Source organism: Limnobacter olei, from assembly GCF_029087225.1.
GTDB classification, from domain to species: domain Bacteria; phylum Pseudomonadota; class Gammaproteobacteria; order Burkholderiales; family Burkholderiaceae_B; genus Limnobacter; species Limnobacter olei.
The window spans coordinates 1-26380 of record NZ_JARFJD010000032.1 but is presented as its reverse complement, the minus strand read 5'-3'; the positions used below and the strand labels follow the sequence as shown (position 1 = coordinate 26380).

Sequence of the window (26380 nt, the reverse complement as noted above, 5' to 3'; positions counted from 1 at the left end):
GTTTGTGCCGGGGGTCTTTTTGGTTTCGTGCCAAGGATGAAATAGTGAGCCTGCACAACCCAAAAAACCCATAAGGACAATTCCATGAGCGAGCAAACCATTACACCGATTACCCGTGAAACCTTCCAAGCCAAATTCACCTTTGATTTGGGTGCAATCAATTTGATGTTGAAAGGCTTGGGCAAACTGCCTGCCGAAGAATCGTATGACGCAATCAATGCTTTGAAAAATGGCTTTGAGGCGCAATTCAACCAGGCCGTTGAAGAACAACGCGAACAGATCAAACAGGCCGCGCTCGATGCGGAAAACAAACTCAAGGGAGAACCAGATGCTAGTTTCAAAAAGTGACGAAGACAAGAAGTGGCAAGCCGAGTGCGACATGCGCACGTTGATGGAAGCCAAAAAGATTGAATCCGATCCCAAACGCCTGAAAGCTGCGCAAGCCATGGCCAAGGAAAAGATGATGGAGGCGGCAAAAGTCGCATCCGAGGACTAATTTTTAACCACCCACAAGAGGTATTCGCGCATGAGTGCAATGGACAAAGACCTGGCAGCAACCCTCACACCCGAGGAACTGGAAGCCATCAATTCCACCGAGGACAATCCACCGGTTAATGAAGAAGACAAGGCCGCGTTAAAGGCCCTGGCCGATCAGCATGTGGATGACGACAAAGACGACAATGATGATGACGACAAAGGCGACCCCAACGCTGCGCCGGTAGAGGGCAAACCCGATGCCAAGGACAAAGCGGGTACCAATGAAGCCACCAAGACTGGTGACGACAAGGCTAAACAGGAAGAAGCTATTGAACCGGCTGCCCAGGAAACGGCCACCAAGCGCGAAACCTTTGTGCCGCGATACAAGGCCGAATTGCCTGCGAACTACAACGAAACCTTGGTCAAGCTGTCTGCCGATGAAGCCGCTTTGAAACAGAGGTTCAAAGACGGTGAAATTGAATTTGACGAGTTTGAGGAAGCACGCGCTGTCATCTTCGAAGAGCGTAGCCGCTTGGAGAAATCCGCATGGAAGGCAGAAATCAGCCAGGAAATGAACGCACAAACTGCCGAGCAACAGTGGGAATCCACCGTCAACGGTTACTTGAATTCAGTGAAGACCGAGATTGACTACCTCAAGGATGTCGAGAAGGCCGCTGACTTTGACCAGTTCGTGAAAGTCTTGGCCGCAAACCCTGCCAACCAAGACAAGTCAATGGAGTGGTTTTTGCAAGAGGGCCACCGCCGCGTGAAGGTCTTGCACGGCATTGAGTCAGCACCTGTCAAAGACGACAAACAAGACACCACCACGCAAAAAGACGACAAGGCCGGTAAACCCAATCCCCGCAAGCCGCCCCTGGATGCTGCACCGAAAAACCTTTCTCAGGTACCAGGTAGTGATGGTCCTGGTGATGTTCAAGATGAATTCTCGGACATTGACCGCCTGGAAGGTGAGGCTTTTGAAGCGGCCTTGGCCAAGCTCACACCAGCCCAACGCGAACGCTATTTGCAGGCTTGAGCATGGCCAATAAATCAAGTTTGACCATTGAACTAAAGCCGGGCGAGGCGCTTACCTTGTCCGGCGAAGTCACGGTGGAGTTGTTGAGAAAAAGCGGCCGATTGGCACGATTGAAGGTGACCGCACCACAAGATGTGTTGATTGGCAAAAAAACCAGCGAAGGCCCCGAGAAGGCCCCGGCTGGGCGAGAGTGTGAGCCCGTTTAAGTCCTTGCAGTTTTCGTGGCAAGGATGGAAATCTAACACTCAGCTGTAAAGCAAAGTTGAGCGCAGGAGTGCTCCAAAAAGTGGATTTAACCTTTTAGGAGTGCTCTCAAATGGCGCGTACCATCATCGGGGTAAATGACCCCAAAGCAGTCAAAAAGTGGAGTGGCATGCTTGCCTACGACACTTCCCACAAATCGTATTTCAACCAGCGTTTTATGGCGCGCGGTGCAGAGGCCGAAGTGCCTATTCAAATCCTGACCGATTTGGAATCTGATGCCGGTGAAATGATCAGCTTCGACCTGTTGGCCGAACTGAAAATGGCACCTGTTGAGGGTGAAGACATCCTCGAAGGCAAGGAAGAAGGTCAGCGTTACTACACTGACAACATTTACATCGACCAGGCACGTTGCGGCGTCAACACTGGCGGTCGTATGACTCGCAAGCGCACCTTGCACAATCTGCGCGAAAAGGCCAAGCGTCAACAGTCCCAATGGTGGGCCCGTGTGAAGGATGAACTCCTTTTCATGTACCTGTCCGGCAAGCGCGGTATCAACCCCAACTTTGTTTTCCCGCTGGGTTATACCGGTCGTGCCAACAACGGCTTTGTGACGCCTGACAGCAACCACACGATGTACGGTGGCGATGCGACTGCCTACGGCAACCTGGATGCAACCGACAAGTTTGATTTGCGCTTGATCGACCGTGCCAAGACCAAGGCTGATAGCCAAGGCGGTGGCGCTACCAACATTCCCGTTTTGCAGCCCGTGAAGATGAATGGCGAAGAAACCTTTGTTTGTGTAATGCACACATTCCAAGAAGATGATCTTCGTTCAAACACCACAACTGGCCAATGGCTGGACATCCAAAAGGCTGCTGCTGGTGCAGAAGGTCGCAACAACCCAATCTTCAAGGGTTCGCTGGGCATGTACCGTGGTGTGATTTTACACAGCCACCGCAACGTGATCCGTGACAACAACGGCGGCGCTGGTGCCAACGTGGAAACTGCACGCGCACTGTTCATGGGCGCCCAGGCTGCGGTTGTTGCTTATGGTTCTCCTGGTACCAACATGCGCTTTGACTGGCATGAGGAAACCCGTGACAACGGCGACAAGGTTGTGATTTCCACTTCCTCCATCTTCGGTTGCAAAAAGGTGACTTTTGAAACCGAATCTGGCCCTCAAGACTTCGGCGTGTTCTCTTTGGACACTGCTGCGGCCGCACGCTAATTGCCGGACTGTAAGGAGATTTAATCATGGCATTTACAAACTCCAACGACCTCCTGAATGGACGCACCCCCACGGTGTTTCCTTCGGGCTCTCAGGTGGTTGTTCAGCCTGCAAGTATTGCCTTGCTGGCTGGCGACCTGACTTTGAACAACATCGGCGCGGTCGGTGTTCTACCTGCTGGCTGCGTACCCGTGGCCATGTACGTGGACTCGGCTGAACTGGACTCCGGTACCAACACCATCACGCTGGACATTGGCTTGCTCAATGCTGCGGGTACCGCTTTTGACACCACCTTTGCCACTGGTTTGACCGTGGCGCAGGCCGGTGGCGTGGTCCAGGTTCTGAGCGCGAACCTATTGCGTTTGGCCAAAGCATCGGGCGATCGCAAGATTGGTGTGAAGGTGTCGGCTGCGCCTAACGTGGCACAAGCCGGTTCCGTTTTTATTCACACCCACTACCGTGCCGCCTAAGTTTGACGGTTCGACAACCTGAAAGAACTGGGGCGGGTGTGAGCCTGCCCCTTTTTTTGGAGCAAACAAAATGGAATTACAAGCACTGATTAAACCCCGCGCCAATGGCACCGTGATCCTTCGTGGCAGCGAAGGTCAGGCCTTTGAATTCACAGCAAACGCCCATGGTGACCTGGTGTGTGATGTGGACGATGAAAAGGCGGTGGCCAACGCTTTGGCCTGCGGCAACTTTCAGCCATACAACGATGAGGATTTTGACAAAGCCGAGGCTCTGTTGGCCACAGCGTTGCCAGATGACGATGACGATGACGACGATGACAAGGACGACGAGCCTGTGAATCTCAATGCCTTGCCGGTTGAGGCAAAGACACCGCCTGCTTCGTTTAAGCCAACCGCCACCGCCAAAAAGCGCGCGGCCACCAAGCGCAAAGCGGCTTAATAGGCGGGAAAAGCAATGGTGAATTGGTCTTATTGGCTGCCAGATGTTTTACCCCATGTACCAGGATGCCCTCACGCCATTGCTGAACATGAGTTGAAACGCTCGGCCCAAGAATTCTTCCGGCAAACCTTCGCCTGGAGAAAAGATTTGCCATTGCTGGCCGTGTTGGCCAACCAATCTGAAATTGAAGTGAAAACCGGCGACCCTACCATTGAAGTCATCCGTGTGGAGTCTGTGCATTTTGACAATGACAAACTCACCCCCACCACCCGGGAAACCTTGGACAAGTGGTACGGCGACAAGTGGCAGGCGCATTCCAGTGGTAAGCCCGATAACTTCTTTTCTGATGAACCTGGTTTGATTCGCCTGTACCCAATTCCGCTGGCTAATGCGCTTGAGGGCGTATTGATCAATGCCAGTGTGACTTTGACTGACGATGCCACGGGATTGCCTGATCGACTGGCCCGAAAGTTCACTGAGGCCATTTACTTAGGTGCGCGTGCGCGCTTGATGTTGTACAAAAACGTGCCCTTCAGTGATCCCGCCACGGCTGGTGTGTATGGCAAAGCATTTCAATCCCTGGTCGATAAGTTCAAAACGGACAAGGCCCGATCCTTTTCCAATGCTCGTATTCAATCCAAACCGAACTGGTGCTAAGTCATGACGATTCAATACTCTACAACTCTGAGAAATAACCAGCTGGATCAAATTGAATCCACTGTGGGCGTGTCGGCCAAGCTGCGCTTGTACTCAGGCGCACCGCCTGCGGATACTGCTGCTGCAGCTACAGGAACCCTGTTGGTTGAAATGGCGTTGCCCTCGGACTGGATGGCTGCTGCCGCATCCGGGCAGAAATCAAAGCTGGGAACCTGGAGCGGTTCTGGTACTGCGGGTGCTGGAACCGGCACCGTAGCAGGTTACTTCCGCATTACTGACAACGCTGGCACGACGACCCATGTTCAGGGCACAGTCACTATTAACGGTGGCGGTGGCGACATGACTCTGGACAATCCAAACATTGCGCAATCCCAGGTTGTGACAGTCAACACCTTCACCATCACTGCGGGTAACCCATGAGCGTAGGATTCGTCAACGGCTCTCAGGTTAATTACACCTCAGTTAATGGGGTGAACGGTGAGCGTTTGAATTTTGCCGCGCTGTTTGCCAACCAAGCAGATCAACAGCCCAATGCCTCGGCATCCAATGCGGTTTTGGCCTCATCTGCCACGGTGCAGCAAAGCCAAACCTTCTTGAGCGCCGCAAGTGCCGCGATTGCTTCTGCTAGTGCATTTACACAAGCCACTCAAACATTGGTTGCCCAGGCTGTTGCCGCTGTGGGTTCGACATTTACCCAGTCACAAGCTGTCCAAGGCTTTTCTGGCACCACGGTGGCTGCTGTTGCTGCCTTACTCAATGAATTGGAACAGGACGACGACCTGTTTGCACAAGGCGAGCTTGATGCAATTAAAGCGGTGCTTGTGGCTATTCAACAAGCCCAAACTTTGATGGCCACTGCCACGGCAACTGTTGGAGCGTCTTTGAATCAGCAAGAAGCCCTTGATGTTGGTCAGGCTGCCGGTGTGAGCGCAATTGCTGCGGCCACCACTGCGCAAGAGTTGGATGATCTGCTGGATTCGATCTTTAAGCAGTTGTTGATTCGCAAGGCCTTGGGTTCTGGTATTGATCGCCACGCCCAGGGGTCCGCAATTACGCCACGCGCTGGCGGCAATCGTGTGACGGTGCACTGACATGGCCTTTACCCCGCGAACCATTATTGATGAAGCCCGGTACTTGTGCAACGACAGGGACTTGGAGGCCATTTATCGACAGCAGAACGATGAACTGCTGGTGTATGTGAATTCAGGCTTGAAAGAAATGGCCGCGTTCATGCCCATGATGTTTTCCACTGTTGGCGACATGACTTGCACGGTTGGCAAGGTAGAGCAATCCATCACCTTCCTGGATGCCATTCGATTGCTCGATGTGGTCTGTATTCATGATGGCCCATCGCTTACCCCGTTTGATCGCCGTGTGCTTGATCTATTCAACCCTGGTTGGCGCAATGTCGCGCCTGGCCAGGCCGCACAGTGGAGCCCAAAAGAGGGTGATCCCCTAGTGTTTTACCTGGATAAACCTGCTCCCGAGGGGCAAGTGCTTGATATCCAGTATGTGCGCAATCCAGGTGAATACGCCTTGGGCGACACGATCAGCGATGTTCCTGAATCGATGAAACCCGCCCTGGTGGATTACGTTGTGTACCGCGCGGAATCCAAGGACGACGAAAACGTAATGAATGCCCGTGCTGCTGCTTTTTATTCAGCATTCAAATCAAAAATTGGAGTGGTAGAGAATGGCCCTGCTAATTAAAAACAACGCCTATTCCCGCGTAGCTGCTTCACTTGCGGCTGGCGGAACCACGTTGACCGTGGATACTGGTACCGGCGACCGCTTCCCAATTGCTGCCAGCGGAAACTATTTCAAGCTGACGCTGCAAGATGCGGCCAATAATATTGAAATTATCAAGGTCACTGCGCGTGCGGCTTCTTCTGACTCATTGACTATTGAGCGCGCCCAGGAGGGCACCACTGCCCGGGCCTGGTCGATTGGTGACATTGTTGAACTGCGTTTGACTGCCGGGGTAACGGCCCCATTGCAGGTATTGGAAGAGGCGGACACTGCCGCGTTGATTCGAGGCAAGATTGATGTACCCACTCGTGCGGGTGGTGATGCTTCTGGTAGCTGGAACATCAATTCCGCAACAGCAACAGCTTTGCAGACCGCTCGACTGATCAACGGCGTGTCATTTAACGGCACGGCCAATATCAGCATTAACCTGAACAACAGCCTAACGCCCGGTGCATTCCTCACGGGGGCGGCATTCAATGGTTCAGCTACACAGACTTTTGCTGTTGACGCAACGAGCGCAAACACCGCAAGCAAGGTTGTGGCCCGCGATGCCAGTGGGAATTTTTCAGCCGGTACGATTACTGCTGCTTTGGCTGGTAACGCTACCACCGCCACGACATTGCAAACAGCCAGGACAATCAACGGCGTTTCGTTCGATGGCTCGGCCAATATCACCATCACTGCCAACACACCGAACAACATTACCTTCAATAACGGTGGTGCGGGTGGTGGCTCTGGTTCTGCGTTTAACGGTGGTGCCGCGCTTACTGTGTCCTACAACACTGTGGGGGCTCCTTCGACAACTGGTGCCAATGCCTCTGGTACTTGGGGTATTAACATCACCGGGAATGCTGAAAGCGTCACCAACGGTGTTTACAACAACGGCGCGACCTACGGAATTAGCATTTCTGGAACTGCAACAACTGCTTTAGATTCATCAAGGGCTTTTAACTACACTCAATCATTTTCTGGAAACTGGGATACCGATTTTCAAAACGCTCCGGCTGGCTCAAGTATTTTGCGCGGGGATTTAAACGGAGGTATAAACAACCCCGGTGCAACGTGGTGGTTCCAGCACAACTACAGACACAACAACTCAAGTAATTTCTGGGGTGTTCAGGTTGCGTGGGGCTGGGAAGACAACGCTAACCGACTTAGAACAAGAAACGTGCAGGCGGGCTCTTATGGCGCTTGGGTGGACTATCTTAACTCTTCCAACTTCAACAGTTACGCACCAACGTTGACCGGTGGCGGGGCTTCTGGAACGTGGGGTATTAGCATCACCGGCAACGCTGGGTCTGCTTACGGACTGGCCGTCCAAGGAAGTGGAGCGGCCCCAAGTGGCAGACAGGTTTTGGCCTCTGGTACGGATGGTTATGTTTACACAGGCTATATCAACAGCAACACCGGTAACGGCGAAAACCCTGGGATTAGCCAGATAATCACAACCAACGGCGACAATTTCTATCGCAAGTCGTCGCTGGCCCACGTGGGTAATCAACTCAATGCAGCAGGGTATCAAAGCGTTACGCCAACAACCGGAAGCCCCGCATACTACGGCGCAAGGGCTTGGGTTAATTTCAATGGCACGGGAGTCATCGCTATTAGAGGATCGGCTAACGTTTCTTCTTTGACCGACAATGCCTCGGGCAACTACCAAGTTAACTTAACAACAGCTATGCCCGACTTAAATTACACAGTAATCGCAACGGGAAGCGTGGATTCCACTCAAACTGCTCTAATGAGCGCCTACCCTTTTGCAAACCCGGTTAACGGTGCTCGCGTAGCACCGTTAACCACGGGTTTTAATGTTGCGACTATTAACGCTCAGGGAAATTCTATTGGTGACACAATAGATGTTTGTGTCGCTGTTTTTAGATAAGGTGCTTTATGAGAATTATTTTTCCAAATAGCTTGGGCGGTATTTCAATTTTGATCCCTACCGGGGAATTGCCCACAAATGAAGTGGCTCGAAAGGACGTTCCTGCCGGTGTTCCGTATTTGATTGTCGAAGACGCCGCAATTCCAAGCGACCGCACTTTTCGCAACGCTTGGGCCGCGGATTTTTCAATCCCGGATGGCTTTGGTATTGGCGCAGAAGCGTGGTTTGCTGAACAGGCTCAAAAGGAGGCTGCAAAGTGATTTCAATCGATATGACAAAAGCGCGTGAAATAAAGCGCGACATGATACGTGCAGAGCGTGCGCCAATGTTAGCCACATTGGATGTGCAATTTATGCGCGCTGTTGAAACTGGTGATACTGCCGCACAACAGGCCATCGCTGCTCAGAAGCAACGCCTGCGTGATGCAACCCAAGACCCTCGCATTGATACTGCGCAAACGCCCGATGAACTGAAAGACTTAAACCCGCTGTCCGTGTGAGGTATCAATGGCAGGTATTACCATTCGGCCATTTTATGGTTCATCGCCCAGGACTGCAGAACGACAGTTGGGTGATGGCTTTGCTGTTGAAGCTGCCAACCTCATATTGACCAATGGAGAGATTCGCCCGATCCGTGAGCCGGAACTGGTGAACATTCCTTCTGTCACCGGCCCTTGGGTATCGGTGTATCGCGCGGCAAGCCGGGACCAGGAAGTGTGGCTGGCCTGGAACCGCGATGTGGACATTGTGCGCGCGCCTTTGGCGGCGTCTGTGGAACCGCGGTTTTACTGGACCGGTGACGGTGAGCCTCGCTTCGCGCGGTTTTCTGATTTGCCTGCTACCTTTTATTCTCTGGGTATTCCCAAGCCTCAAACCAAACCCACCGTGTCCCCATCGGGGGGTACTGGCGCGGATGTCACCCGTGTGTATGTGTACACCTTTTTTTCTGCCTTGGGGGAAGAGAGCGCACCTTCACCGGCGTCCACCCTGGCCACCGGCAAAGTCGATGGCACCTGGGCAATTTCCAATATGGATGCCTTTCCTGCCAACAGTGGCAGCGGCACTGCTTCGCACCTGTCGGGCGTGACCACATTCAACAACACTGGTTTTCATTGGCTGCGAGTCGGTGAGGAAATCGTCATTGGTGGGCAGACTGTACCTGTGCTCAGTGTTGTGGACGCTGACACATTTACTGTGTCCGGTAACTTTGCTGCCGCGACCACCTGGGCGCGCGTGGCACCTTGGAATACAGCCGGAATTAAACGCCGCCTGTATCGCTCCGAGGGCACTGCTGCCCAATTCCAATTGGTTGCTGATGATGTAGGCACCACCTACAACGACACTTTGTTGGCCACCGCCATATTGGGCGATGAATTGATTTCACTGGGCTGGGAGTTGCCTCCTGTAAATTTGAAGGGGCTCATTGACCTGCCCAATGGTTGCCTGGTGGGATTCTTCGACAACCAGGTTTGTTACTCCGAGCCTTTTCAGCCCCATGCCTGGCCAACATCGTACCGGCGTGGCACCACCTTTGATGTGGTGGGCATTGGGCACTTTGGTACCACGGTTGTGGCTTGCACTGAGAGTGACCCATACATTTGTGAGGGCTCAGACCCCTCCATCGTGACCGCTGAAAGTGCTAACCAAGTTTGGCCTTGCCTGTCCAAGCGAAGCGTGATCAGTGTGGGTGATGGCGTTCTGTACGCCACAACCAACGGCATGGCCTATGTGGGCATGAAGGGGGCCAACATTTGGACCCAGGGGCTTTTCACACGCTATGAGTGGGAACCCTTGACGCCTGCCAGTATGGTGGCTGCCAAGGCCGAAGGACGCATTTTTGTTCGCTTTAAATCCGTGGATGGCTCAAAGGGTGTTCTGATTTTTGACCAGGAAAACCCACAAATTGGACTGTCTATCCTGAGTCTGTTTCCTGACGAGATATACAGCGATCGCGTAAATGGTCAGTTTTACCTGGTGGACGACAAAGGCATCAAGCGATATGACGCTGCCGATGGTGCCCGGGTGAATTATTCCTGGGTGTCCAAGGAATATACATTCGATAAGCCCGTGAATTTCGGTGCCTGCAAGGTTGATTTTGTCAGTGAACAAACTTTGGCTGATGTGCAGGCCGAGAAAGCCCGTTTTGATGCGGAAGTGCTGGCCAATAAAACGCTTGTGGCCAATTACTCTGGCATGGGTGGGGTGAACGGCACCTACGTCAACAACCTGGTGAACAACGGTTCCGATGTGATGGACATCACACCACCGGACGTATCTGCAAGCACCATTACCGTGTTGGCCAAGACCGCACGCGATCAAGAATTGCGCGTGGTGTACAGTCGGCAATTGGTGGTGGATGAGCGACCATTCAAATTGAAAGCCGGTTTCAAAGCCGATGTGTGGCAGGTGGCCTTGAGTGGAACTCTGCGCATCAAGTCTGTGAAAGTGGCTGAAACCATGAAGGCGCTTGAACAGCAATGAAAAAGCGCGCCATTCCCCAAGTTCCTAAACCCGAGCAATCGCGACAGAGTTTTGATGTGGCGGTAAAGGAAAGCCTGGAAGTGATTATGGGTAGGCGCGATAGTCGAATATCCACGCTGCCCAGCACTGCCACCAATGCGGAAATCATCGCCAAGGTCAATGAGTTGATCTTGTTGCTGCAGGAATGATTCCAAGCACGATTCGTTGCAAGGATGGCAGGCTACAGCCATGGACCAAGCGCACCTTCTGAGTAAATGGCGGCACCTGATTGAACCCGAGATTACTCGGGGCCTGACGCCCTGTTCGTGGGAAATGTTGCTCACCATGAACGTCACGGTGTTTGAGGCCCCTCATTCCGTGGTGTTGGTGCGTGACATTCAAATCAATGGGCGCTTGATGCGCTCAATTTGGGTGGCTGCCGGTGAACTGAGTGAGGTTTTGCACTTGGTAAGCCAGGTTGAGCAATCCGCTCGGCGTGATGGTATTGGTGCGCTTGTGTTTATTGGTCGTCGTGGCTGGATTCGCGCGGTACCCGGCTTTAAAGAAATGACAACTGTGGGTTTGAAGGAGTTATAAATGGGTGGCCTTGTAGATGCAGTTTTTGGCGGTGGCGATGCTCCACCCCCACCAGATTACTCACCTGTTGCCAATGCCTCCAAGGAAGTGCAGCAACTGGCCAACGAGCAGGCGCAGCGTCAGCTTGAGGAAAACAAGCGTCAATTTGATGCAAACCGCCAGGTAGCAGATCAGGTCGTCAACAAGCAATTGGAGTTGATGGACCAGACCAAGGCCCAGGGCGACGATTACTTCAATTACAGCAAGACATTCCGACCGCTTGAGCAGCAAATGGCCGAGCAGGCCGCTTCTGGTGATCCGGCGGCTGCCGCCGAACGCCAGGCCATGCAGAATATGGGCCGAGCCCAGGCCGATACGCTGCTGCAAAACACGACTAACTTCCAGAATCAGCAAACCACCCAGGCTGCGCAGTTACAAGACATGCAGATGGGGCAGGCCAATGAACTGAACACCGATACCGCCGCCTATATGGCCAAGGCCGGTATTGGTGCGGATGCATTGCGCAACATGCAGATGACACAGGCCGGGGAGTTTGATCAACGTGCGCGCGATTATGAGGCTGCTCAGACTGGACGCGCCGATGAATTGGCTCAGACTGGGGCCAACAATGCCAGTACGCTTGCACAGCGCACTCAGAACTACGAGGCCAATCAGACTGGCCGGGCTCAACAGTTGCAAGACACTGCCCAGGCCAATGCTCAGACCCTGCGTGAGCGGGTTGGTGCTTTTGAAGAAGACCTAAACCGCGATATTGGACTTGCCACTGGTGGTAATTCGGGTATTCGTGATCGTTTTGCTGCCGACATCCAGGACGATGTGGGCCTGGCTGTCGCTGATGCGCGCACCGGCCAAACTCAGGCATTGAACACGGCGGCGCGCCAGGCTCTTCGCTATGGCCTGAGTGTTCCTGCCAATCTGGACACCTTGAGCACCACCAATGCTACCCAGTTGGCCGCTGCCGCCAACAACCAGCGCAATGCCTCCACCGACCGGTACCGCAACATTTTGACCAATGGCATTGGCTTGAAGCAGGGTGCATTTAGCCAAACTCAGGGCGAGTTGGGTAGTGCCATGTCGCGCGGTGAGGCTGCAATGCGTGAAGGCTTGGACAACAATCAGCGCACGTTTACAACCGGCCAGGCTGCCACGACCGAGGCAATGAATCGTCAAGAAAGCAGCATGGCGGGGCGCATGCAGGCAGGCCGCGACAATTTCATGACCAGCACGGCCGCGCTGACTGATTCTGCTGATCGGGCCACTGGTGCTTTGCAGGACAACATGGCATTTAACCGGGACAACTTTACCACCGGCATGGGTGCGAAGATGGCCGGTATGGGCCTGCAAACTTCGGCACTCCAAGGCTCGATGGCTGCCAACCGCGACACGTTTGTGACCGGCAATGCTGCAATGACCGATGCCTTTAATCGTGATTTGAACACGGCCAACACCTCGCGCAATCAGCGTATTCAGGACGACTCGCTGGCTTGGGCCAAACGCCTGGATGTCACCGGCATGGCCCGTGGCCTGCCAGGTGCCTCCCAGGGGGCTTATGGCTTGTCCATCAATGCGGGTAACTCGGCCAATCAGAACCAAATGGCACCAGGACAAAGCTACTTGGCCAACATGAACCAGGCCAACAACACGCAACTGCAGGGCAACCAGGTTGCCTTGAGTGGCTTGACCAACATTCTCAACAATCAATCGAGCCTGTTTATCAAGGGACGACAACAGAACTTAGACGCTCAAATGGCTCTTTTGGGTATTGGACAATAAATTAAACAAGGCGGTTTAAATGTCAATTTTTTCGATCATAAAAACGATCAGTAAGATGCGCGAAGAATCTGCTGAAAAAGACGAAATCAAGCGGATCATGGACTCTGCACCTGAACAAGTGAACAGTGCCCAAACTACTGCCGATGGCATGACCATGGTGGACGAGAATGACCGGCCGGTGATGGGCCCAACCAAGACCAAGTTCATGGGTAAAATTTACGAGAAGCCGCTGGATGAAACCCAGATGAATTTATTGCGTAACCAGGCGATTGCAGGCGTCATTAAAAAGAACGATCCTATTCGCGGCATGGAACTGGAAAGACAGCTGAAAACCGAGGCCCGGGCCGATAAAAAGTACAACGAAGAAGAGGAATACAACGGTGCGAAAAAACGCGCTTTTGAATCGACCCGTTTTGGTACCCAACAAGCCGAGTACAACAAGGCCATGCAAGACTATCAATCCAAATTAAAGTCTTATGAGTCTGCCAAGGCTTCCGGCAAGAGCGGCCCTGAATTGGGCCCACCTCCTTCGGCACCCATGAAGCCTGAATACAGTGTGGGTGACTCACTTGCCGATCGTGCTGCATTGTTTGACGTCGATGCAAAGTACAACAAGCTGTCCACTGAGGGCTTTGCTCAGTTTGCTCAACAAATTCAAGCGGTGCAAGCGGAGGGTTATTCAGGCGCTTTGCGTGCCTTACAAAACGGCTCAACCATCGATGAAGTTGCTCAGTCTTTCAACCAAGCCGGAAAATCCAAGATTGATCCTGCTTCGGTGGTTTCTGATGAGGTGGTGAAGTCCAAGAATGGTCCAGACACTCGAATCATCAAGTACAAAGACAACAACGGTGCCGTGCGCACGATCAACACCCTGGCTGAGTTGGAGGCGATCGACAAGGCTGACAAGGTATTCACCCGGTACTACCAACAGCAAACCAATCAACGTGCGGAAAACGCTGATGCGCGCGCTGACCGTGCCGATGGTCGTGCGGCTGCTCAGTTCAACATGAGCGTTTCCGATCGCAATGAATCCAAAGCCGAGAAGACTGCCAAGCAAGAAGCGGCGGTGGCGCTGTATGCCAAGCAACAGGGCACCACTGTGGATAAGTTGGACAAGGATACTATCAACGCCGTGAAAACTGGTCTGATTGATGTAACAGGCACCTTGGACAAAAACGCACCTTCGGATGTGAAGCTGGCCAACGCCTTGGTGCGCTCTGGTTTGGCTGCCGATATGAAAGAAGGCTTGACCATGGCCCTGACCAAGAAAACCGGGAACCCTGCTGATATGTTCCAGGGCTTTGTTGAGCAAGGCATTAAGAACATGGCCGATCCCGCTGATGCAGTGTCTGCCGCCAATGAAACCATGCAGGAAATGGGGTACACCAAGCGCGCTGGAAAGTGGGTGATGGATGTAGGCACTGGTGGCGGTGGTGGAGCGGTTCCCCAGGCTGCGATTGATGCATTGAAGAAAAACCCAGGCTTGGCCAGTCAGTTTGATGCCAAGTACGGCAAGGGTGCGTCTGCCTCATACCTGCAATAGGTAGGTCCGTTGCAAGGATGGCTAAATTGGTAAATCACCAATTTGGCCGCTTGCTATGGAAAAAAATTTCTTCGATCAATTTGATTCCACTGATTCCAATTCCTCTGGTTCGTCTTCTGATAACTTCTTTGATCAGTTCGATGCGCCAACACCGAAGAAGAAAAAAGACGAAGACCGTGGCGTACTCGATGTCGTCAAGGATTTAGGCGTTTCCCTTTATGAGGGTGCAAAAGGTACTGGGCGCATGCTCGGTGCTGCTGGCAATACCGTAACTGGTGATTTGGCTGATGTGGAAGGTTACGCGGCCAGTCAAAACAAAGCTGCTGCCGATAAGCCTCAAGCCCTTCAAAACCTCAATGCAGACTTGGAAAGTCGTCGCCAAAAACTGGGTGAGGATGCCGGTGTGCTCGATTCCATTGGTGCTGTCGGCGGCGCATTGGCCAACAACCCCGAAGGTGCTGCTCAATTTGTGATTGAACAAGCCCCCAACAGTGCCGTGTCGCTGGGTTCTGGCTTGGCCGGTGCGAAAGCCGGTGCAGTTGCTGGTGGCACCTTGGGCGCGTTGCTTGGCCCTGCCGGTTCTGCTGTTGGTGCAACTGTGGGTGGCGTGGGTGGTTTCCTGGGCGGCATGTTCCTGGGCAATGCGGCATTGGAGACAGGCGGCAAGGCCATTGAAAAGGCCGAGGGTGGTTTTACTGAGGCTGAACGCGGTGAAGCGATCAAGGAAGGTGCGGTAAAAGGTGGCGTGATCACTGCTGTGGATGCGGCCACCCTGGGTGCCGGTGGTTTGGTGGCCAAGGGTTTTGCAAAAGAAGCCATTGAAGCTGGTGCACGCGCTGAAGCAAAGGTGTTGTCCCGCGCGGGTGTGGATGTGGCCAGTCGTGAAGCGGTTGAATCGGCATTAAGTGATGCGGCCCTTCGCACCGCTGCCGAAGAGGCGGGAAAGAAGGCGGCGCAAGCAGCCACCACACTGAAAAACCGATTGGCTGCCGGTGGTACCGGCTTGACCATGGAAACGGCCGGTGAGGGCGTGGGTGAATACCTGGGTGAGTTGGCAGCCACTGGGGAGGCCGATGTTTACGATGCGGTGATTGAATCGTTTGCCGGTTTGTCGCAGTCTGCCGTTGAAACTGCTTACAACCTGAAAAATGCCCAGGGCAATGACCTGGATTCACGCGGCATTGCGCGTGCAGGCCAGAACCTGGAGCCCGATCAAGAAGGCGAGGGCGGTACCGCAATTGCGGAAGGCTCTACCGCAAATGCGGTGACATTTAAACCCGATCCTGCTACGCCGGACACATCGGGCAGTGAGAACGTGGCCAGTGCCACCGATGATGAAGCGGTACGCGCGTTGAAAACGCCCGTGCAATTGACCGCCTTGGACCGTGCCCAGGAGTTGGACAGCGAGATTGGCCGCTTGACTGAACGCCTTACTGAACTGTCGCCAGAAAATGGCTACGGCGAGGCCTTTGATGCCGAGCGTAACGAAATTGCCACCCGTGCCCAGGAATTGGCCATGGAGCGCGATGAAATTGCCAAGACTTGGCCCAAGGCGGTACCAGGGATTGAAACCGAGTTTTCCACCGAGTCAGGCGCAAAGATTCAAGGTCAGTACGCCATCATGGACGCGGCCGATCTGGTGACATCCAACGATGAAAACCTGAAAGCCAACCCCCTGTACCCCAAAGAATTGCAGCCAAGGGACCGCTCACGACAAGCCAGTGAAATTCAAATCAGTGGCATTGTGGGTAAATTGGACCCCGCACGCCTGGGTGTGTCTGCTGATGCTGCCACCGGTGCGCCGATTGTGGGTGCTGATGGTCTGGTTGAATCGGGCAATGCTCGAACCATTGCCCTTAAACGTGTGTACCAGGCCAATGGCCAAAAAGCCGAAGACTACAAATCGTTTCTGCGCGCCAATGCTCAACAGTTTGGATTGACTCCTGAACAGATTGACCAGGTTCAAAAGCCGGTGCTTGTGCGCGTGCGTTCAACGCCCGTTAATCGCGCGGAGTTCGCACGCCAGGCCAACGCATCTACAGTGCAGCGCATGAGCCCAAGCGAGGCGGCGCTTTCGGATGCCAGTCGGTTGACTTCCTTGGAAGGGTTGAACCCGGACGAAAACGGCGATTTTGACTCAAGCATTGATTTCATTCGCCAGTTCATGGCCACGCTACCCATCACCGAGCAAAGTGACATGCTGGAATCCGATGGTCGCCTGTCTACCACTGGGTACCGTCGAATTCAAAATGCGGTATTGGCCAAGGCCTACGGCGATTCGCCAACGCTTCGTCGCATGACCGAAAGCCGCGACGACAATCTGCGCAACATCACCAAGGCATTGACCTTTGCCGCACCCACGATTGCAGCTGCACGCGAACGCATTGCTTCGGGCTCGATGTATGACGCTGACATTGCCAGCGATTTGATCCAGGCCGTAGAAGGCCTGTCCTCGATTAAACAGCGCGGCTGGACCGTGGACCAGGAATTGGCACAAACCGATTTGACTGGGCCCAAGTATTCCGAAGAATCCGCGGAACTGCTGAACTTTTTGGATCAGAACATTCGCAGTCCACGGCGCATTGCAGAATTCATGCAGCGTTACTACGAGGCATTGGAGGCCGCAGGCGACCCTAACCAGGGCACGATGTTTGATGAACCTGTGGCACCCACTCGCCAAGGCCTTATAAACCAAGCAAGGGGACAAAATGTACCAACTACCGCAAACACCGAGCGGGGAATCGATCCAGAAGCTGCGCAAGCTGCTCAAGAAAGTGGAGGACAACCCGAAGATGCGCCGCGCAATCAAGGCCGCAATCAAGGCGATGAAGGGCCAGGCAGCGGTACCGGAGCTCGATCCGAAGAAAGCAGCCGGGAAGACGCAAACTGGGTAAATTACCCCAAGAAGTCAGGCACCCTGGGCATTCCTCGCGCGGAAATGCCACAGATCAAATCCGAGGCCCGTGGTGCGCTTGTGCAATTCCTCAAGGCCCGAGGTATTGACAGTGAATCAAAGTCGGTACCAGCCTCTGAATTAAAGCCCACCCAGGCCGAATACTCTGCTGACAAGGTAAAGCGATTCATTGAATCCGGCCCGGTGGATGGTTCACGGTCTGTGCTGATTTCCAGCGACAACCATGTTTTGGATGGTCACCACCAATGGATGACCTTCCAGGCCATGGGCAAAGAAGTCCCGGTTATTCAGTTGAATGCACCCATTCGTGAATTGCTGGAGCAGGTTTACGAGTTCCCAAGTGCAAAGCGGTCGGAGGGAGCGCCGACTGAATCAGGCACTGAAACCACTGCCGCTGCAAATTCTCAGTTTCCAACCATTTCAGAGACCAAGGCACCTTCGATGGGCCCAATGGGATCGGTCAAAATTACTCCGATTGCTCAGGGCAAACCATTGTTTCGTCAAACCAACCTTGAGGGCCTGGATGATGTGGCACGCTATGATAATCAGGCAGAAAACATTAATTTGTTCGTAACGGACAATGTTGATTTGGCCCTTGGCCAAGCTGGAAACAAAGGGGTGCTGATTGAGTTTCGTCCTGATTCACTGAGCGGCACCGAAAATGTAAAGCCCGGTACCGGCGATGCCACCGGCCGAGAATACAAGGCCAACGTGATGGCAAAGCGACCAATTGCGGCGGTCACTATGAATGCTGTGGATTTTCCTCGCCTTCGCGGAGTAACCCGGAATCTGTTGAGACGCGAATTCACAAAATCAGTTTTGGGCGATGGCATTGTTCAGTACAAGCGCAATGGACTTGAGGTCACCGGTGAGACTGGGAGCATCGCTTCGAAAGGTATATCTAAGACGGTGCCAAAGACAACCGGATTGCCAATTGCAGCCGCGAAAAAACGAAACACCGAAGATGCGGGTGAAGAGTTGGTTGCAAATAAGCGCAATCGGCCAGATCAGGCTTTGACCTGGAACGATTTGAAGAACAAGGAGGCAACTCTTCGAGTCAACGAAACCACCAAGGCAAATGTTTATCCAAAACCGAACTATGAAGAGCTTGTTCAAGGTGGGATGGAACCACTTGTTGCTCACATGGTTAAACAAGCCTACGACTCACTTTCACCAAAGCCACAGGTCCGTTCTGCACCAACCGATCAGGATTTGCAGCTTTACATTGAAGCAGTAAACATCTACATGAAGGGTGTTACCCAATGGGCTACCGATGAAAAAGCGGTTGCCGACTGGTTGAAAAGTGCAAACGGTAGGTCGTCTGTGCGTGGGTCGGAAAATGCACCAAAGATTCCATTGGAATACGTTTATCCAACTGGCTGGAGAAATAACCGTGATCGATTAATGGTCATCGGTGGTAACAAGGCTTTGTCGGCTTTGCAGCCTGGCTATACAGAAATCAAGAAGGCCACTCGTGACCTTGAAAAGGGTTGGCCAAAAAAGGTTGAGGCTTGGGTAAAACAAGGCTACCAAATTGCTGATGGTTCAAAGGCCGAAGCAGACTTTTTTGAGAACTCCACGGGTGTCACCGCTTCAATTAAAGTGCCTCGCGCCCGAGGTTTAGCAAGCATTGCTGCCAAATCGTTCCCCGGGCTAAAACAAGGCGACAAGGAAGTATCTGATTGGGTATCGAGCACAATTGCTCAATTCAAAGACAGTTTTATTGTTCTGGATAAGCAAGGGCGCAATAAAGGTGCTGCCAAGTCCATCGAATCTGCCGAAGAATTAGCGCGCCAGTTGGTGAAAAGAAAATCCTCTTCGACGGAAGTCAGCGACAAAGGGATTAGCGTACTGCAGGCTCAGAGGGAAGGCCCTGAGTATCGAATGGAGGGTGAAGACGTCACCAGTGAGCGTTTTCTTGAAACGTTTGGCTTTCGGGGAGTGAACTTTGGTAATTGGATGAAAGGAAAATCCAATGAAAAAGAGCGTCAGTTGCATTTGAACCATGCATACGACTCCTTTATGGACTTGGCGGCGCTATTGAATTTGCCCCCCCAAGCGATGTCGTTAAACGGGCTTTTGGGTATTGCGTTTGGCGCGCAGGGTAGGAGTGGTGCTGCTGCTCACTTTGTTCCCGGTGTTAACGAAATCAACCTTACCAGGGAATCTGGAGCCGGATCGCTTGGCCACGAATGGGGTCATGCACTGGACCACTATTTTGCAAGATTGGCTGGGCTGGAGAGGGATACTGAGCCCTTTATTACAGAGCATGCAAATTCAAATCCCATGCGTCGAGTTTCCGAGTTGGTTGACGGCAAATATAAGGTCGTTGAAAAACCTCGCTTTGATGAACAACTACGCCCTGAAATATTGGACAAGTTCAAAGCTGTTGTTGATTCTATTAACAAGCGAGAACTTACACCGGCTGAAATGCTCGTTCGACGCAATGACGCACTGGCACGCTCGAAAAAGAACGTTGATGGATGGCTGAATGCTATTCGCAAAGATCTGGAAAGGGCTGCGAAAACTGATGCTGAAAAGTATTTGCTCGAATTTGATGGACTCGCGGCAAAAATTCGTGCCTTGGAATTGGGTGATGGGGCGGTGCAGGCTGGTAATTCAGCAATTAGCCCCGCTGTTGATTCGATTCGATCATTGTTCAAGTCCGCCACCGGAAGGTTGTACAGCCTGGACCAAATTCGAGGCTTGCAATCCAATGTCGATTCGTTACGTTACCTTTCCGAAGCCAAAAACGATGACAAGAGCCATATTCCTCAGTTTGTACCTACCGACTTTTCTAAAAACGCCCAGGAACTTGATGGCCAGAAGGGTGGTAAGGCTTATTGGAACACCACGGTAGAGAAGTTTGCACGCGCTTTTGATGCCTATTTGACCGACAGGCTGGCCGAACGGGCTCAGGTCAATAGTTACCTTTCGCACACTGGCCGAGATGGACCTACTGTGCCTCAAGGTCAAGAGCGCAAGGCCATCAACACTGCCTTTGATGCGTTGGTTGGTGAGTTTAAAACACGCGAGGAAGATGGTGGCGTTGTATTGTTTAATCGCGAGACAGCATCGCCTGAGTCTGATGACCTAAACGAAACGCCGGATGATATTGTTCGTCGCGTGCTTGGCGTTGACACGGCCACCGCCCGGGCTGCCATGGATCGGGTATCTTTTCCTTGGCAAAACCGCTCGAACAACATTAAATCGTTGGCTGATCGCCGTGATGCGCTTGAGATAGAGGCGCTATCGGTGCTTGCCGCCTGGAAAAACCCACCGAAACTCGTTGTTGTGGAATCCTTGCAAGATGCGAGAACGCCGCTGGCAATAAGGCGACTGGATGAAAAGCAGCGTGCCCAAGGTGCGTCAGGCTCAATTCCAGGTTTTTTCTTCGATAACACCGTTTATCTGGTGACAGATTCAGTTAAAGACCGGGCCTCAATGGTACGTACTTTGGCTCATGAATCGTTTGTGCATTACGGTTTTCGAAATGTGTACGGATCGGCCCTGGATGGAATACTGACACAGCTTTATCAAGCCAGGCCCGATTTGGTTAAGAAGAAGGCCAAGCAATACGGGATGGATATTTCTGACAAGCGCCAACGATTGGAGGCTGCCGAGGAAGTGTTGGCCGAAATGGCTGAGACTGATCCAAACCTGGGATTTGTGCGCAGGGCGATTGCAGCTATTCGAACATGGCTTCGTGCAAATTTCCCTTTTATGAATCAGTTGTCATTGACCGACGATGAAATTATCCAAAACTTCATCGCCCCGGCAAGGAACTGGGTCAAAAATGGCGCGCGCCAGGCTACGCTTGCCCCGGTTTTTGATGCACAAAACCCAGCTTTTAGTCGCTCAACGGATGCAACCGCTTCTGAAGAATTTAAAAAGTGGTTTGGTGATTGGAAGCAGGCGGCATCCGCCAGGATGCCTCGCGCTGCATCCGGTCTTGAACAGGCAAAGGAAACAGCAAAAACCTTTGTGGGCAAACCAATTGTGAATCGTTCTACCGACCTGGTTGGAATGGTGTCAAACAACAACCTTTCAAAAATGGCGAGCCAGAAGGCCGGTGATAAGTCTGCCTCAATGCTGGATCATGCATTGGCGATTGCCAATCTTGATAAGTTGTTTGAAAACGCTGTATTGGACCACAGCCACGCTGATAATAAGGGCGAACCTACCATAAAGGCCATTCGTCGCTACATTGCACCGATGTTTGGTGTGAATGGTGATTTGCGTGCAGTCAAGCTGACCGTCAAGGAGACAACCGGGCCGAAAGAGCCAAACCCGATTTACACGGTCGAGGCCATGGAAATAGAAAACCCGCCATCGGTGCTTTCGCGTGCGAACCCGAATAAGACCGGTATTCGCCCCCAGGCGGGCTTGAGTTCAAGTGTAAAGAGCATGCTCGATCAAGTCAATGATGTATCTAAGGTTGTTGATAAAGAGGGTGAGCCGTTGGTTGTTTATCACGGCACGGGTGCTGACATATCAAAATTTAAGCCATCGGCTAGGGGTTCGTTCGGTTCCGGCGTGTACTTTTCTGACAGAGAGACTGCTGAAAACTATGCCAGTTCTGGTGATGCAGCCACTATAGTGCCGGTTTATTTGTCGATGAAAAATCCATTAGTGGTCGATGCTGATTATGGGCGCGGTGAAGAAATCGATTTTGATTCTGCTGCCATACCGTTGGTTGAGGCTCTTTTTGGAGGTGAAGCGGGCCCAGTTATAGAGAAATCAAAGAATGGCGATGGGTTTTTTGGAAAGGAGATTCAACAGGAAGCCAAGCGCCAAGGGTTTGACGGTTTAATTCTGACCTATCCAGATGGCAGCAAAGAGTATGTGGTTTTTGATCCAACCCAAATCAAGTCCGCAATTGGCAACCAAGGCACCTTCGACCCTGACAATGCAGACATTCGCCTGAGTAATTCCGGGGTTGGTGGTGGTGTTGATGTTGCTGCCCTGGAAAAGTTGGCGGCTTCGGTCAAGAAGCGTTTGCCCAATCTGCCCGAGGTAGTGGTTTTGGGCGAGCCTTACCAGGCACCACGGGCCCTGCGTGAGTACATTGTTCAGCAGGGTGCGGTATTGGATGCCGAAGGGGCTTACCACAATGGCAAGCTGTACATGTTTGCCTCGGGCTTGGCTGACCTAGCCAGGGCTGAATTCGTTTTGGCCGAACACGAGGCTGCACACTTTGGCTTGCGCGCGGTACTTGGTGACCGACTAAAAGCGGTGATGAATCAGATTTACAACAACAATTCTTCGGTTCGGAAGGCTGCAACCGAGCTTCAACGCAATGGCAAGCTGACCAACGCACAGGCCACCGAGGAAGTGCTTGTGGACATGCCTTCCAGTGAATTGATCCGCTTGAAGGGGTGGCGAAAGCTGACCGCCTTGATTCGTGATTGGCTGGATTCTGCGGGTTTCAGTAACCTGGCCAAGAAGTTGCAGAAGTGGCTGGCCGCTGGAATGGATACCCAACAACAGGCCGACCTTTACGCTGCTGACATTGTGCGTGCTGCGCGGGATTTTGTTGCTGGAAAGAGTCTTGGCCGTGCGGAAACAAGTTTGGTTCGAACCGAGGCCATGCTTTCCCGTGGGGATGGTGAGGTTGCCCTAAGCCGCGCCGCAGCACCTAAGACGGTGGCCGAGCGTGCGAGTGACATTATTTCAAGCAAAGCGGAAGCGGTGGCGCCATTGGAAAAGGTATTGAAAACCGCCACCAAGTTGACCGGCATTGAGCGTTTGACAAACAAGATTTACGACGAGGCCGCTAACTTGTTGCAACGATTACCTGAAACCGTGAAGGCCGGTGTGGTGTCTGATTACGGCGTGCCCGAGGCGGTGATTGATCAGCGGGTTTTGCTGCAGGGGCGGCAACGTGTGCAGCTGCGCAAGGCAGGTAACCTGGTTGAAAAGCTGGCCACCTTGACCCGAGAGGAATCACGAGTGGCCTATGAATGGCTGAATGCGGGTGATTCGCCACGCGCACAGCAGCTGATGGATGCGCTGCCGGCCGATTCTGTGAAGGTGCTGAAAGACGTCCAGCAGATGATTGACCGGCTTTCACGTGAGGCGATGGCCTTGGGTCAATTGGATGCGGAGACTTTTGAGCGCAACAAGTTTGCCTACCTGCGCCGTTCATATGCCAAGCACATCATGGAGCAAACCAAAGGCGAGAAGGCGCGCCGGTCACGTGTGCTTTCAATCCTGGGCGACCAGTACAAGGGCCGTGGTTTGACTGACTCGGTACCCATGGCCAAGATTCAAAACCTTGCGCCTGAGTGGTGGGGGCGCAAGATGGCCAAGGGCAAAGCCGACACGGCATTGAAGGGACAAAAGTTTGTGCGCATGGAGCGCCGTAAGGCTGCTGGCCAAGGCACTGCGCCACTACCCGGTATGCAGGACAAGGCCGATGGCAAGCTGCTTGAAGTGGTGTTTTACCCTGCTGGTGAGCAATTGCCCAACAAGTACGCCGATTGGAAACAGGCTGGTATTTGGGAGGTACGCACGGTTAAAGGCAATGATGCGGTGATGTGGCGAGACTTCACCAAGGCAGAACGCGAGTCGATGGGCGAGGTGGACGAGGCGCGTTTTGCGATTGCCAAGACCTTGCACGGCATGATCCATGATGTTGAAGTGGGCCGGTACCTGGAATGGTTGGGGATTAAGTACGCCAAGAAACCTGGTGAAGAAATGGAGGGTGATATTGTTGAGGCTTCTGAGCGATATAGGGACACGTTCAAACCAACCGACTGGGTGCAAGTTCCAGAGACGAAGGTATCTGGTACCAATGTTTTGAAGTACGGCAAGTTGGCTGGACGGTACATTCCTGGCCCAATCTGGAATGATCTGCGCCAGGTGGTCAATGGCCAGTTCCGGCTTGGTGACACTTACGCCAAGATTCTAAGCCTGTGGAAAACATCGAAGACCGCGCTTTCTCCTGCTGTTCACATGAACAACATCATGTCGAACTTTGTCATGGCCGATTGGCACGGGGTTACTGCTGGCCATGTGGCCAAGGCCTTGCGCTTGGTGTTGGCTGCCAGCAAGGGGGAAAACGAGGGTTTGCTGGCCGGTACCGGAAAAGCCATTTCTCGCGCCGTGGGTATTTCGGATCGAGAAGCCGCCCGGGAAGTGCTGAATCGCTATTCGGATTCCGGTGGCGATGTGGGCTCCTGGGTGACCAATGAGATTGCCACGGACCAGCTGGAGCCTTTGCTCAAGTCCCTGGAAGTCGAATTGGCCGTAACTGCCGGGGCAAGTCACCAGGCGCAAACTGGAGTGTTTGCCGCTTTACAGCATGCCTTGATGTTGCGATTCCCTTCGGCCTGGGAGGCCTTTAAGCCCTCAAAAACAGCACGCGCCATCGGCAATGAGGCCAAGGCCTTGATTTCGCTTTATCAAACTGAGGATAATATTTTCCGATTGGCTGCCTGGCTGCGTGCCAAGGAACAGGGCATGGATGATTTGTCTGCAGGCAAGGCCTCTCGCAAATCCTTCCTGGACTACAACATCAATGCGCCCTGGATTCAGGCCATGCGCAATTCAGTTTTCCCCTTTATTTCATTCACGTACCGCGCGGTACCGATGATGCTGGAGGTGGCTGGGAAACGACCACACAAGCTCCTCAAATTGATGATGGTGGCCGGTGCACTGAATGCCCTAGGTGCGATGCTGGCCGGTGATGATGACGAGGAAGAACGCAAGCTTTTGCCCGAGGAAAAGGCAGGGAAGATTTGGGGCATGGTACCCAAGTTAATCCGCATGCCTTGGAATGACAAGTTTGGTTCGCCGGTGTACCTGGACATTCGCCGGTTTATTCCTGTGGGTGACGTTCTTGATCTAGGCGCAACCACTGCGGCCTTTCCAATACTGCCTGTCATGCAAGTGAGTGGGCCTTTGGCGTTGATCATTGAACTCCTTACCAACAAATCAATGTTTACTGGTAAGCCTATCACTCAGGAGACGGACACAGCGGTGCAGATAGCAGTCAAAGTGGTCGATCACCTCTATAAAAGTTTCGCCCCCAACATCCTTGGCTTGCCTGGTACGTATGCCACGGAGGGCGTGGTGGGTTCGTTTACAGGTCGAACGGATGCGTTTGGGCGGGAAATGTCCACGGCGCAGGCGGTGGCTTCGTCTTTTGGTATCAAGCTCGGAAGCTATCCAGCCGATGTGTTGCGTCGAAACCTTCGCGCAAAGACTCAGTTTCAAATGATGGAAATTCAGCGCAACATTTCCCAGTTGAAACGCCAGCGCCAAACTGGCCGATTGGATAAAGATGAATTTGCCGATAAAGTGCGCGTTGAACTTGAGAAAAAAGCCAAGGTTCAAAAAGAACTGGCGGAAAAGCTAAAGTGAGATTACCGAGGCAAGAAAACGACTAAATCAGCAGATTCAAAAGGCAACTGACACCAAGCGAAATTTGTAATTCAAACGAACCGTGCACGCTTGGTACACGAAGCGTGGTTTGTCGTGCACGTTTCTGTTCAATTCGTACTTCCACCGTGAACGATTCCCCACGGAGCAAGAGGCCATTGAGTGGACTTGGGCCAGAAGTGAGGCCGAAATAGATGCAGTTCGCTTTGTTTTGAGCCGATTCTTTGAATTGCGTGACGGTGTTTATATGCAAGACCGCATTGAGGAAGAGGTTGGTCGCTGGAATGCACTGGGCTGGCGGCCGCATGACCCAAGAAATCCACCGAAACGACCGCCTATTGATGTATGGAAGCAGACACGAGAAAGGATTTTCTCGCGCGACGACTATACCTGTACCTACTGCGGAAAACGCGGTGGAGAACTAGAGTGCGATCACATCCATCCGGTAGCCAAGGGCGGCACACACGAGGATTCGAATTTAGTTACCGCCTGCAAGCCTTGCAGCCGAGACAAAGGAACCAAGACCGTTTCTGAGTGGAGGGCTGCATGAATTACTACCCTCACCAT

Annotated in this window: 21 protein-coding genes; all 21 read left to right on the top strand. The window is 52.9% G+C overall.

What is annotated here, in order from left to right:
• Window positions 1–84 precede the first annotated feature (84 nt).
• The 21 genes from PY990_RS14985 to PY990_RS16385 all read left to right on the top strand — a co-directional run bounded on the left by PY990_RS14985 (window position 85) and on the right by PY990_RS16385 (window position 26363).
• Window positions 85–348 (top strand): hypothetical protein, encoded by a 264-nt coding sequence (locus PY990_RS14985; protein WP_275272302.1) that lies wholly within the window; start codon window positions 85–87, stop codon window positions 346–348.
• Window positions 329–496: a hypothetical protein gene (locus PY990_RS14980; RefSeq protein ID WP_275272301.1), complete on the top strand. Its 168-nt coding sequence runs from the start codon at window positions 329–331 to the stop codon at window positions 494–496. Before PY990_RS14985 ends, PY990_RS14980 begins: the two co-directional genes overlap by 20 nt.
• Window positions 497–526: 30 nt before the next feature.
• Window positions 527–1513, top strand: coding sequence for a hypothetical protein (locus PY990_RS14975; RefSeq protein WP_275272300.1), 987 nt, complete (start codon window positions 527–529; stop codon window positions 1511–1513).
• A 2-nt stretch (window positions 1514–1515) separates the two neighbouring features.
• Window positions 1516–1719 carry a carbon storage regulator gene (locus PY990_RS14970; RefSeq protein WP_275272299.1) on the top strand — a complete coding sequence of 68 codons (204 nt, stop codon included), beginning with the start codon at window positions 1516–1518 and terminating at the stop codon, window positions 1717–1719.
• A gap of 110 nt (window positions 1720–1829) precedes the next feature.
• Window positions 1830–2945 carry a N4-gp56 family major capsid protein gene (locus PY990_RS14965; protein ID WP_275272298.1) on the top strand — a complete coding sequence of 372 codons (1116 nt, stop codon included), beginning with the start codon at window positions 1830–1832 and terminating at the stop codon, window positions 2943–2945.
• Window positions 2946–2971: 26 nt separating this feature from the next.
• Complete coding sequence (locus PY990_RS14960; protein WP_275272297.1) at window positions 2972–3415, top strand: hypothetical protein; 444 nt, start codon at window positions 2972–2974, stop codon at window positions 3413–3415.
• A gap of 70 nt (window positions 3416–3485) precedes the next feature.
• Entirely contained in the window at window positions 3486–3854 is a 369-nt protein-coding gene (locus tag PY990_RS14955; RefSeq protein WP_275272296.1) for a hypothetical protein, read from the top strand.
• 15 nt (window positions 3855–3869) lie between these two features.
• A complete protein-coding gene (locus PY990_RS14950; RefSeq protein WP_275272295.1) occupies window positions 3870–4511 on the top strand; it encodes a phage adaptor protein in 642 nt (213 codons plus the stop codon).
• Between the two features lie 3 nt (window positions 4512–4514).
• On the top strand, window positions 4515–4931 hold the full coding sequence (locus tag PY990_RS14945) for a hypothetical protein (RefSeq protein ID WP_275272294.1): 417 nt from the start codon (window positions 4515–4517) through the stop codon (window positions 4929–4931).
• On the top strand, window positions 4928–5602 hold the full coding sequence (locus tag PY990_RS14940) for a hypothetical protein (RefSeq protein WP_275272293.1): 675 nt from the start codon (window positions 4928–4930) through the stop codon (window positions 5600–5602). Before PY990_RS14945 ends, PY990_RS14940 begins: the two co-directional genes overlap by 4 nt.
• A gap of 1 nt (window position 5603) precedes the next feature.
• Window positions 5604–6221 carry a phage adaptor protein gene (locus tag PY990_RS14935; protein WP_275272292.1) on the top strand — a complete coding sequence of 206 codons (618 nt, stop codon included), beginning with the start codon at window positions 5604–5606 and terminating at the stop codon, window positions 6219–6221.
• On the top strand, window positions 6205–8142 hold the full coding sequence (locus PY990_RS14930) for a beta strand repeat-containing protein (RefSeq protein WP_275272291.1): 1938 nt from the start codon (window positions 6205–6207) through the stop codon (window positions 8140–8142). Before PY990_RS14935 ends, PY990_RS14930 begins: the two co-directional genes overlap by 17 nt.
• 8 nt (window positions 8143–8150) lie before the next feature.
• Complete coding sequence (locus PY990_RS14925; protein WP_275272290.1) at window positions 8151–8402, top strand: hypothetical protein; 252 nt, start codon at window positions 8151–8153, stop codon at window positions 8400–8402.
• Complete coding sequence (locus PY990_RS14920) at window positions 8399–8641, top strand: hypothetical protein (protein WP_275272289.1); 243 nt, start codon at window positions 8399–8401, stop codon at window positions 8639–8641. Before PY990_RS14925 ends, PY990_RS14920 begins: the two co-directional genes overlap by 4 nt.
• A 7-nt stretch (window positions 8642–8648) precedes the next feature.
• Window positions 8649–10622, top strand: coding sequence for a hypothetical protein (locus tag PY990_RS14915; protein WP_275272288.1), 1974 nt, complete (start codon window positions 8649–8651; stop codon window positions 10620–10622).
• Entirely contained in the window at window positions 10619–10810 is a 192-nt protein-coding gene (locus PY990_RS14910) for a hypothetical protein (protein ID WP_275272287.1), read from the top strand. The genes PY990_RS14915 and PY990_RS14910 overlap by 4 nt, the downstream gene beginning before the upstream one ends.
• A 40-nt stretch (window positions 10811–10850) precedes the next feature.
• Window positions 10851–11198, top strand: a complete 348-nt coding sequence (locus tag PY990_RS14905; protein ID WP_275272286.1) for a hypothetical protein — start codon at window positions 10851–10853, stop codon at window positions 11196–11198.
• Complete coding sequence (locus tag PY990_RS14900) at window positions 11199–12971, top strand: hypothetical protein (protein WP_275272285.1); 1773 nt, start codon at window positions 11199–11201, stop codon at window positions 12969–12971. It abuts the gene before it with no gap.
• Window positions 12972–13026: 55 nt separating this feature from the next.
• Window positions 13027–14514, top strand: a complete 1488-nt coding sequence (locus PY990_RS14895; RefSeq protein WP_275272284.1) for a hypothetical protein — start codon at window positions 13027–13029, stop codon at window positions 14512–14514.
• Between the two features lie 55 nt (window positions 14515–14569).
• Window positions 14570–25795, top strand: coding sequence for an ADP-ribosyltransferase-containing protein (locus tag PY990_RS14890; RefSeq protein WP_275272283.1), 11226 nt, complete (start codon window positions 14570–14572; stop codon window positions 25793–25795).
• Between the two features lie 82 nt (window positions 25796–25877).
• Complete coding sequence (locus tag PY990_RS16385) at window positions 25878–26363, top strand: HNH endonuclease (protein WP_413789550.1); 486 nt, start codon at window positions 25878–25880, stop codon at window positions 26361–26363.
• Window positions 26364–26380 lie beyond the last annotated feature (17 nt).

Bases quoted from the DNA above. Each gene is read 5' to 3' on its own strand.
- PY990_RS14985 (WP_275272302.1), top strand. From the start codon at position 85: ATGAGCGAGCAAACCATTACACCGATTACCCGTGAAACCTTCCAAGCC.
- PY990_RS14980 (WP_275272301.1), top strand. From the start codon at position 329: ATGCTAGTTTCAAAAAGTGACGAAGACAAGAAGTGGCAAGCCGAGTGC.
- PY990_RS14975 (WP_275272300.1), top strand. From the start codon at position 527: ATGAGTGCAATGGACAAAGACCTGGCAGCAACCCTCACACCCGAGGAA.
- PY990_RS14970 (WP_275272299.1), top strand. From the start codon at position 1,516: ATGGCCAATAAATCAAGTTTGACCATTGAACTAAAGCCGGGCGAGGCG.
- PY990_RS14965 (WP_275272298.1), top strand. From the start codon at position 1,830: ATGGCGCGTACCATCATCGGGGTAAATGACCCCAAAGCAGTCAAAAAG.
- PY990_RS14960 (WP_275272297.1), top strand. From the start codon at position 2,972: ATGGCATTTACAAACTCCAACGACCTCCTGAATGGACGCACCCCCACG.
- PY990_RS14955 (WP_275272296.1), top strand. From the start codon at position 3,486: ATGGAATTACAAGCACTGATTAAACCCCGCGCCAATGGCACCGTGATC.
- PY990_RS14950 (WP_275272295.1), top strand. From the start codon at position 3,870: ATGGTGAATTGGTCTTATTGGCTGCCAGATGTTTTACCCCATGTACCA.
- PY990_RS14945 (WP_275272294.1), top strand. From the start codon at position 4,515: ATGACGATTCAATACTCTACAACTCTGAGAAATAACCAGCTGGATCAA.
- PY990_RS14940 (WP_275272293.1), top strand. From the start codon at position 4,928: ATGAGCGTAGGATTCGTCAACGGCTCTCAGGTTAATTACACCTCAGTT.
- PY990_RS14935 (WP_275272292.1), top strand. From the start codon at position 5,604: ATGGCCTTTACCCCGCGAACCATTATTGATGAAGCCCGGTACTTGTGC.
- PY990_RS14930 (WP_275272291.1), top strand. From the start codon at position 6,205: ATGGCCCTGCTAATTAAAAACAACGCCTATTCCCGCGTAGCTGCTTCA.
- PY990_RS14925 (WP_275272290.1), top strand. From the start codon at position 8,151: ATGAGAATTATTTTTCCAAATAGCTTGGGCGGTATTTCAATTTTGATC.
- PY990_RS14915 (WP_275272288.1), top strand. From the start codon at position 8,649: ATGGCAGGTATTACCATTCGGCCATTTTATGGTTCATCGCCCAGGACT.
- PY990_RS14910 (WP_275272287.1), top strand. From the start codon at position 10,619: ATGAAAAAGCGCGCCATTCCCCAAGTTCCTAAACCCGAGCAATCGCGA.
- PY990_RS14905 (WP_275272286.1), top strand. From the start codon at position 10,851: ATGGACCAAGCGCACCTTCTGAGTAAATGGCGGCACCTGATTGAACCC.
- PY990_RS14900 (WP_275272285.1), top strand. From the start codon at position 11,199: ATGGGTGGCCTTGTAGATGCAGTTTTTGGCGGTGGCGATGCTCCACCC.
- PY990_RS14895 (WP_275272284.1), top strand. From the start codon at position 13,027: ATGCGCGAAGAATCTGCTGAAAAAGACGAAATCAAGCGGATCATGGAC.
- PY990_RS14890 (WP_275272283.1), top strand. From the start codon at position 14,570: ATGGAAAAAAATTTCTTCGATCAATTTGATTCCACTGATTCCAATTCC.